Source organism: Oleiphilus sp. HI0132, from assembly GCF_001635845.1.
The window spans coordinates 1-846 of record NZ_LWGJ01001444.1 but is presented as its reverse complement, the minus strand read 5'-3'; the positions used below and the strand labels follow the sequence as shown (position 1 = coordinate 846).

1 protein-coding gene is annotated in these 846 nt (G+C 42.3%); it reads right to left on the bottom strand.

The features are described from left to right. Window positions 1-46 precede the first annotated feature (46 nt). The gene (locus A3766_RS22055; protein ID WP_197479681.1) at window positions 47-706 is read right to left on the bottom strand and encodes a GNVR domain-containing protein; all 660 of its coding nucleotides are present in this window, start codon (window positions 704-706) and stop codon (window positions 47-49) included. Between the last annotated feature and the right edge of the window lie 140 nt (window positions 707-846).

The following is an 846-nucleotide window of genomic DNA, read 5'->3' as shown; positions in this document are numbered from 1 at the left end:
AGCATAATAAGCATAATAAGCATAAATCGCCTATCCAAGCCCTAGCCTAAACTCCATTTATACTTCGACGGTTTTTAACGAAACGCAAAAGAACAATCGCCGTCGCAAACATTCCCCCTAACATTGCACTCAAAATAACTATTAAGGCTCGCTTGGGTTTAGACTTTTCTTCAGCAACCTTTGCTTCGCTAACTGTTTTGAGGACATATTCTTCACTAACTTCGGCAAGCATTAAAGTCTTAGTCTGCTCTTCAATTAACTGATAAAACACCGACTGCATATCAGAAACAGCTGTCTCGCTAACCTTTCTAGTGAGGTACTCGATACTGCGTAATGCCTCAAGCCTATCTTGCTGCTTGATATGTTTATTGATAGCCTCAACCAACAAGCCCACCCACTCCTTAGCCAAGTAAGGAGAATAAAACTCAATTGATAACTGGATTAAACCAGTGGAGTCATCTTTCCTTATACTTATACGCTCTTTAAACCGCTTAAATAACTCCCAACTAGTTGGCGCACTTGATTGCCCACTGTCTACCTCTCGAACCCACTTGTCAGAACTTTCATCAAACACATCAGGGTCTATCAATAAACGATTATTAACCTTATCCCAACCTTTAGCGGCGAAAATTGGAACCTGAAGTTTATTATCCTCAATAAAACGCTCAAGAAACCCCCACGTCTTCAGCAGTTCAATAGCTATCACAGACTTGTTCTCAGCACCCCCTCCAAGGTTAATGCCCGCTAAAGATGCTAATCCGCTATATTGCCCTACCAAACGACTAGAAAGCCCCCCCCCGATGACGACGAAGCAGGAGCAAGTAATACGGTTGACTTGTACTCATC